6 protein-coding genes are annotated in these 7,934 nt (G+C 44.9%); 5 read left to right on the top strand and 1 reads right to left on the bottom strand.

The features are described 5' to 3' along the window. Positions 1–152: 152 nt before the first annotated feature. A complete protein-coding gene (locus tag NG821_RS08235; protein WP_252761179.1) occupies positions 153–2,315 on the top strand; it encodes a peptidylprolyl isomerase in 2,163 nt (720 codons plus the stop codon). A 131-nt stretch (positions 2,316–2,446) separates the two neighbouring features. On the opposite strand, the gene yihA is transcribed toward NG821_RS08235, so the two are convergent. Continuing rightward, complete coding sequence (yihA, locus tag NG821_RS08240; RefSeq protein ID WP_252761180.1) at positions 2,447–3,043, bottom strand: ribosome biogenesis GTP-binding protein YihA/YsxC; 597 nt, start codon at positions 3,041–3,043, stop codon at positions 2,447–2,449. Positions 3,044–3,219: 176 nt separating this feature from the next. Here yihA and NG821_RS08245 point away from each other — a divergent pair, with 176 nt between their 5' ends. The 4 genes from NG821_RS08245 (at position 3,220) to NG821_RS08260 (ending at position 7,813) form a co-directional block, all read left to right on the top strand. Beyond that, on the top strand, positions 3,220–4,203 hold the full coding sequence (locus NG821_RS08245; RefSeq protein WP_252761181.1) for a Gfo/Idh/MocA family protein: 984 nt from the start codon (positions 3,220–3,222) through the stop codon (positions 4,201–4,203). Between the two features lie 45 nt (positions 4,204–4,248). Continuing rightward, entirely contained in the window at positions 4,249–5,403 is a 1,155-nt protein-coding gene (locus NG821_RS08250) for a DUF4421 domain-containing protein (protein ID WP_252761182.1), read from the top strand. Positions 5,404–5,407: 4 nt separating this feature from the next. After that, positions 5,408–6,262 (top strand): N-acetylmuramoyl-L-alanine amidase-like domain-containing protein, encoded by an 855-nt coding sequence (locus tag NG821_RS08255; protein WP_252761183.1) that lies wholly within the window; start codon positions 5,408–5,410, stop codon positions 6,260–6,262. A gap of 657 nt (positions 6,263–6,919) precedes the next feature. Then, on the top strand, positions 6,920–7,813 hold the full coding sequence (locus NG821_RS08260) for a LicD family protein (protein ID WP_252761184.1): 894 nt from the start codon (positions 6,920–6,922) through the stop codon (positions 7,811–7,813). Positions 7,814–7,934: the final 121 nt, after the last annotated feature.

Here is a 7,934-nt window from a genome sequence, read left to right on the forward strand (position 1 = left end):
GGCTGACAGATCTCCCTGCAAGACAGGTGAGAGACGTGAATTTGCCCTCGAAATTTAATTTTATTGGGATTTATTCACGTGTTTGATAATTTATTCGTATTTTTGTGGTCACTCTGAAAAAAATAATAATAAATATATAGAATTGAATAATAATGGCAGCATTAGGAAAAATTAGATCTCGAGGTACCATTCTGATTATTATCATCGGATTTGGCCTCTTCGCTTTTATTGCCGAGGAACTATTCCGCTCTTGCGAAACGACCTCAAATGATCGTCGGCAACAAGTGGGTGAGGTATTGGGCGAGAAAATCAGCGTCAATGACTTTCAGAAACTTGTGGATGATTATTCGGACGTCATTAAGATGCAACAGGGAACGGACAACATCCCTGACGACCAGATGAATCAGGTCAAGGATATGGTCTGGAATACTTATGTGCAGTCGCATATCGTGGAGAAAGAAGCCAAGAAACTCGGTCTTCGGGTTACTGATGGAGAGATGCAGAACATCCTCAACGAAGGCACTAACCCCATGCTCCTCCAGACACCGTTCGTGAACCAGCAGACGGGACGCTTCGACGCTACCGCACTGCAGAAATTCTTGGCTGAATACAAGGCCAACCAGAATTCTCCTTCTGCTAACCCTCAAGAGCAGGAACAGTATGATAAGATTTACAAGTATTGGACATTCATTGAGAAAACGCTTCGTCAACAGGTCCTGGCCCAGAAATACCAGAGTCTGTTCGCCCACTGTTTCCTGTCCAATCCGGTAGAGGCCAAGATGGCTTTCAAGGAAGAAAATCAGGAGAGTTCCATCCAACTCGCCGCCTTCCCTTATGCTGACATCAATGACAGTCAAGTGAAGATCACCAGAGGCGATCTCGAAAAGAAATATGATGAGTTGAAATTGCGTTTCAAGCAACCTGTAGAGAGTAGGGACATCAGTTATGTCGACTATCATGTCGTTGCTTCGCGTTCTGACCGCTCAACGCTCATGAACAGTATGAACGGCTACCAGAAACAACTTGCTTCTGCCGCAGATCCGACTGACGTCGTCAGAAAGTCTGAGTCGACGATCCCTTATCTCGGCGTTCCGGCTCCCAAGGCTTTCTATCCTGCCGATATTGCAGCTGACTTGGATTCCATCAGCGTAGGTACAACCACGAAGGTGATGGAAAACAGACAGGACAATACGTTGAATATTTTGAAAGTGATGTCCAAGGCATCATTGCCTGACTCTGTACAATATCGTTCCATTCAGGTTATGGCAAGTACGCCTGCTGCATCTCGTGTGAAGGCTGACAGTATCATGAAGGCTCTCCAGAAAGGTGCTGATTTCGAGGCTTTGGCTAAGAAATCCGGTCAGACAGGCAATAAGATGTGGGTGACGAGCCAACAACTTATCGGGAGTATGGCACAGAGTGCTTCTGCTGACAACCGTAAGATGGTGACGGCCTTACAGTCGGGCCAGTTGAATGCTTATGCCAATATCTCATTGACTCAAGGTAATATCATCGTTCAGGTGACCGACCGTCAAGGCTTTAAGGACAATTATCAGGTGGCAGTCATCAAAAAGCCTATTGAGTTCTCGAAAGATACTTATCGCAATGCTTACAATAAATTCTCTGCTTTCGTGAGTGCGAACCAGACGGCAGGGGCTATTGCCAAGGATGCTGCCCATTATGGCTATAAGTTGCAGTCCTTCAAGGATCTGACAACAGCTACCCATTATGTGGGGAATGTGCACTCTACCCGTGATGCCTTGAAATGGATTTTCGATGGTGGTACTCATGAGGGTGACGTCTCTCCGTTGTATGAGTGTGGGGACAATGACCATCTGATGGTTGTGATCCTCAATAAGATTCATCGTGTCGGCTATCGTGACCTCGATGATCCTCAGGTCATGGCTGTTGTCAAGGCTGAGGTCATGAAAGACAAGAAGGCTGCCATGATCATTGCCAAGCTGAAGGGTGTGAACAGTATCGCTGCTGCCAAAGCCAAAGGTGCTAAGGTCAGTGCGGTCAATCAGGTTACTTTTGCCGCACCGGTATTCGTCTCTGCGACAGGTGCCAGTGAACCGGCTCTGTCAGGTGCGGTCTATGCCACCGCTAAGGGCAAGTTCGTCGATCATCCTGTAAAGGGTGAGGCTGGAGTCTATCTCTTTGCGGTCGTGAACAAGACGATGCTTCCTGTCAAATTTGACGAGAAAACTGAAGAACAGAAACTGCGCCAGAAGGAAATGCAGTATGCCAGCAACTTCATGCAGGAACTGTATCTGAACGCTCATGTTGTAGACAATAGATATTTGTTCTTCTAATATGCTATAACTCCTCCTTTTAAGGAGGACAATAAAGCCCGGAACTTCATGCAGGAGTTCCGGGCTTTTTCGTGTCCGATAAGTGTAGCCGTTTTGATATGATACCGTTTCTTTATCCGGAGGAGACTCTCTTATAAAGTCTTTTGGATCTTTTCGATATAGTCTAGGATTTCATCGCGTCCGGTTTTGTCCAGACTGCTCGTAATGAAGTAGGGAGGTGTCTCTTCCCAGGTATCTTTCAGGCCATCCATCCATTTTTTGACATTCTCCCTAACTTTGTTCTTGCCGATTTTGTCAGCCTTCGTGAAGATGATGGAGAAGGGGATGCTGTTCTCGCCGAGCCAGTCGACAAACTGGCGGTCAATGGCGTGTTGCTCGTGCCTGATATCAATCAGGACAAACACATTGACGAGTTGTTCGCGCTTCAGGATATACTCAGTGATCATGTGGTCGAGTTTCATCTTCTCCGTCTTCGAACGCTTGGCAAACCCATATCCCGGGAGGTCCACGAGATACCAACTGTCATTGATGATGAAGTGGTTGATCAGTAAGGTCTTTCCTGGAGTGGAGGAAGTCTTTGCCAGTCCCTTGTGTGCGCAGAGCATGTTGATGAGACTGGACTTTCCCACGTTACTTCGCCCGATAAAGGCGTATTCTGGTTGATGGTCTTTAGGACACAATTCTACACTGGGTGCAGAGATCGTGAATTCCGACTTTTCTATTTTCATAAAATTTTCTTGTAATGAATGGTTGGTTCAGCACAAAGGTAAGAAAAAAAACCGGAATAACTTCCTTATAGGCTTGTTCATGAGGCGATAAACAGTAGGAGGGTTAATAAAATTTGTAAAAAGGGCTTCTTTTCGACTTGAAAATATTATCTTTGCATTATTAAGATGTACCTGATATGAAAGAGATTAGCTGGGGATTTATTGGTTGTGGAGAGGTGACTGAGAAGAAGTCCGGACCTGCCTTTAATGATGTCCAAGGCTCGCATGTGGAAGCTGTCATGTGCCGTTCTAAGGAACAGGCGCGCTTCTATGCTGAGCGTCACCGTATTCCGAAATGGTATACGGATGCGCAGGAACTGATAGATGATCCTGCAGTGAATGCCATCTATATTGCCACGCCTCCTTCCAGCCATGTCACCTATGCTATTATGGCGATGCGGGCGGGGAAACCTTGCTATGTGGAGAAACCTCTGGCATCCCGCTATGCTGACTGTACCCGTGTCAATCGGATTAGTCAGGAGACGGGGGTCCCTTGCTTCGTGGCTTATTATCGTCGCTATCTGCCTTATTTCAGGAAAGTGAAGTCTCTGATCGAAAATCAGGCGATCGGCAAACCCGTCAACGTGCTGCTGCGCTTCTCAGTGCCTCCACGTGGTTTGGATTACCAGTCCCAGGGTAAACTGTCGTGGAGGCTGAATCCTGACATCTCAGGCGGCGGGTATTTCTATGACCTTGCGCCTCATCAGTTTGACCTGCTTCAAGATCTCTTCGGTGTAATCACACGTGCCCACGGCTACCCTGCCAATGTCGCCCGCCTCTATGAGGCTGAGGATACCATCTCGGCCTGCTTTTATTTCGAGAGCGGCATTCCGGGGAGTGGGAGTTGGTGCTTTGTAGGGCACGAGAGTGCCAGGGAGGATCGTATCGAGATTATCGGCACAAAAGGCACGCTGTCTTTTTCGGTGTTCAACTATGATCCTATCAAACTCATTACCAGTGATGGCAGCAGGAGTATTGTCGTTCCTAATCCGCCTTATGTCCAGTTGCCGATCATCAAGTCTGTCATCGAGGATCTTCAGGGGATAGGCAACTGTACCTGTACGAGTGTCTCGGCAACCCCTACTAACTGGGTCTTGGATCGTATTCTCTGGAAAAATTGATCTTTAATTTATTGCGCGTTGTTCCGTTTACGAAGATATTTGTTTTTGGCGTTAGCCCTCGTCGCTCTTTCCTGTTTCGGCAGGCAGAGAGAAGATTTGCCGGTGCTTTCTGATAGATCTGAGCATGCGTTTCATTCAGATGGTTCTCAGACTCCTACAGACAGTCTTTTCGCAATGCGGGATAGCATACAGAAACCTGAACGCAGAGGATTTTTCCAGCGGATTGCACATGGACTGGGCAAGATCGTCCATAGTTTCAATAATTACGATCATTCCTATATCGAGCCTCAACGTTATAATTTCACAGTGATGCTCCAGAATACTAATTCCTATGAAGGGTATACCTTGACTACTGCATCTGATAAACGGGTGACCTTGGCACCGGAAAATTCTTATCGGATGGGACCGTATGTGGGTTGGCAGTGGATATTTCTGGGTTATACTATAGACTTGGCGCATATCAGTGCCAGCAAGAATGACAAGAACAGGAAAGAATTTGACCTGAGCATCTACAGTAACATGATTGGTATCGACCTGCTTTGGAAGAAAACTGGTAATAATTATAAGATTCGCTCCTTAAGTATTGGAAATCATGTTGACACAAGTCCTCTGATCAATCAGGATTTTGGTGGGTTCAATTCCTGTATCAGGTCAATCAACGTCTATTACATCTTTAACCATCACCATTTCTCTTATCCTGCGGCTTACAGCCAAAGCACGATACAGAAGAAGAGTGTCGGCAGTTTTCTGCTGGGATTAGGTTATCTGAACCATAAGATCGACATGGATTGGGCGCAGATGAATGAGATGGTCGAGACTAATCTGGGAATCAAGAATGTGTTTACCCAGGACAGCACTTCTCGAGGAAATGTGCATTATACAGACTGGAATGTGAGTTGTGGATACGGCTACAACTGGGTATTTGCGAAGAACTGGCTGCTGAATGTTAGTCTTTCAGCTGCCGTCGCCTATAATCATACTGAAGGTAACGAGAAGCATGATTACTTCAAGTTCAGGGATTTCAGTATCCATAATTTCAATCTGAACGGGATAGGTAGATTCGGAATGGTGTGGAACAACATGCGCTGGTATTTCGGTACAAGCGCAATTTTCAATTCGTATAATTATAAGAAGAACCGGTTCTCTGTGAATAATTATTTCGGTTCATTTAATGTCTATGTAGGATTTAATTTTGGATAAGGATATGAAGAAACTCTTAGGTGTGATTCTGTTCTTGATCTTGCCTTTTACGGCCTTTGCCCAAGGCACGAGTTATACGACTGCTGACCGGACCAAGATCACTAAATGGCTGCAGGAAGCTGCGGCATTGAAGAAAAAGCCTGCTGACTGGATGCTCTATTTCGGCAGGAAATTCATTGGCATCCCTTATGTCAGCGGAACACTCGACCGCAATACACAGGAAAAACTTGTTGTCAATGTACGGGAAGTGGACTGTACTACTTTCGTCGAAGAAGCTGCCGCACTTGCTTTATGTGCCCAGTCGCATCGATACGACTTCTCCTCTTTCTGTTCCCGGTTGGCACAATTACGCTATATTGGCGGGAAAGTCGCTTTCCTGAACCGCAAGCATTATTTCACAGTTTGGATCAACGAGAATGTCAAGTCAGGTCTGGTGACAGACATCCAGGGGCCTGTTCCTCCTTTCTCTGCTCTTCAGAGGATCAAGGTAGGGTATATGTCTACTCATTGGCGCAGTTACCATATGCTCAGTGTCCATCCTAGTTGGGTGAAAGGTATCCGAAGTATGGAGTCGGGTATCAATGGGAAAGTTTACAGGTATATCCCCAAACAGCGGCTCAGCGACAGTGCGCTCCTCCGCAAGGCGGTGAAAAATGGTGATATTCTGGCTCTCGTAACAAACAAGTCAGGCCTAGATATTGCTCACATCGGCATTGCTGCATGGGGTGAAGATGGTGCCTTGCACCTTCTGAATGCCTCAAGCATCCATCATAAGGTAGTTGAGGAGTCGATGACCTTGGCTGCATATATGAGTCATCATCCTACCCAGATTGGCATCCGGGTATGCCGGTTGAGATAGATGTCTGACTAATTTCGGGAAAAGGTACTCTTTTATTCTGCTGTAATCCTCCTCACTTCTCGTCTTGGGGGAAATGCCCTTGGTAAGGTATACTATTATTTGCCCTTGCCTTTCCTTTCTATAGTGGCAGACAAAAGATTTTTGCCCGGAGACGTTCTTTACTCTGTTTTGTGAAGGGTTAAGTGTATGCCATTCTGTTTTTGTTCCTTTAAAGCAACCCTTCATGCAGATCATAAGAAAAGTGCTGCTGGAGTTTTTCATATTTTGGGAGCTAATTCTGCATTGTTTTGTATCTGAATTGATTCGGTTGCGTGTTGTTGATGGATTTCTGATTAGGCAGGTCTTGGTGTTCTGTGACCAAAGAGAAGGTATCAGAAAGTTGATAGATCGGAGAGAATAAGTGGGGTTTAGGTTATGCTCATAAAATAAAACAGGCTCTCAGAAAACAGATTTCCGTTAATTTCTTATTTACTATAGTAGACTAAGTCTGTTTGACATTGACTTGTATCAAAGCATTAATTGTGACAATGAATAATGCACGGACTTTGTGATATATTGTCAATGTCGTTGAGGAAATGTGATTCGAGGAGAAATGGACAATGGAATGTGATACCCCGGATTCCTTGTACAAAGGCAATACATAAAGACGTTTAAACTATGGATTTAAGAGAAGAGAACAGAGGTGGATACATCATTTCCCCGAAGATGAAGAGGGTGTGGAATATCCAGATGACCATGGCAGCGAAGTTGCTGGAGGTTTGCAAAAAGCACCATCTCCGAGTTTGGGCTGATGGCGGGACCTTATTGGGGCTTATACGCCATCACGGTTATATTCCCTGGGATGATGATATGGATTTCTTGATGATACGAGAGGATTATGATCAACTTGTCAAAATCAGTCAGACTGAGTTCAGACATCCGTTTTTTTTCCAATCGGCGTATTCGGATATTAATTATTATCGGGGACATGCCCAACTCCGATATGATGGGACGACAGCCATATTGCCTTGTGACATCAACCAAAAGTTTCATCAGGGTATATTTATAGACATATTTGTTTATGACCACATGCCAGATGTAGAAGACAGTGATTGGAAGCGCAGACTTGAAACGGCTGATGATATTGGGAGACGTTTGGATAAATATTGTTATCGGCAGATGTCGCCCGGTCTCTCGAATTTATCCAGGAATTTGAGTCTTTTGAACACCCGGGTTTTTCTGACAAAGAAAAAGCGGAATCACATGTTTACCCTTTATAATGACCTCTTCCGCTATTATGATTCTGAAGATTGCAAACGAATAAGTAGTCCGTGTTTCAGCAGGAAGACGCTTAAGACTTCAATTAAAGATCTTTCTTGGTATAGACAAACGATAATGATACCTTTTGAAGATATGGAACTGCCTGCACCGATTGACTACAAGAAAATTTTAAGGGGACAATATGGAGACAATTACATGACTCCGATTATGATATCCTCCCAGCATGGGGGATTTCAGGTCCTTGATCCGGACAAACCCTATACAGATTATCTTCCTGAACTGAGGGTATAATACTCCCCAATTTTAGTACAGGTGCTAAAGTTAAAGAATATTGTTTATCTTTGCACTAAGTAAGAAAGGAACAGAAATGGGAAGAAGAAGTAAGTTTGAACCAAGTTTTAAGGCAAAGGTA

Origin of the sequence: Segatella cerevisiae (genome assembly GCF_024054555.1) — a bacterium.
GTDB classification, from domain to species: domain Bacteria; phylum Bacteroidota; class Bacteroidia; order Bacteroidales; family Bacteroidaceae; genus Prevotella; species Prevotella cerevisiae.

What these genes read in the sequence shown, in the direction of transcription:
- NG821_RS08235 (WP_252761179.1), top strand. Translation starts at nt 153, where the DNA reads ATGGCAGCATTAGGAAAAATTAGATCTCGAGGTACCATTCTGATTATT.
- yihA (WP_252761180.1), bottom strand. Translation starts at nt 3,043, where the DNA reads ATGAAAATAGAAAAGTCGGAATTCACGATCTCTGCACCCAGTGTAGAA.
- NG821_RS08245 (WP_252761181.1), top strand. Translation starts at nt 3,220, where the DNA reads ATGAAAGAGATTAGCTGGGGATTTATTGGTTGTGGAGAGGTGACTGAG.
- NG821_RS08255 (WP_252761183.1), top strand. Translation starts at nt 5,408, where the DNA reads ATGAAGAAACTCTTAGGTGTGATTCTGTTCTTGATCTTGCCTTTTACG.
- NG821_RS08260 (WP_252761184.1), top strand. Translation starts at nt 6,920, where the DNA reads ATGGATTTAAGAGAAGAGAACAGAGGTGGATACATCATTTCCCCGAAG.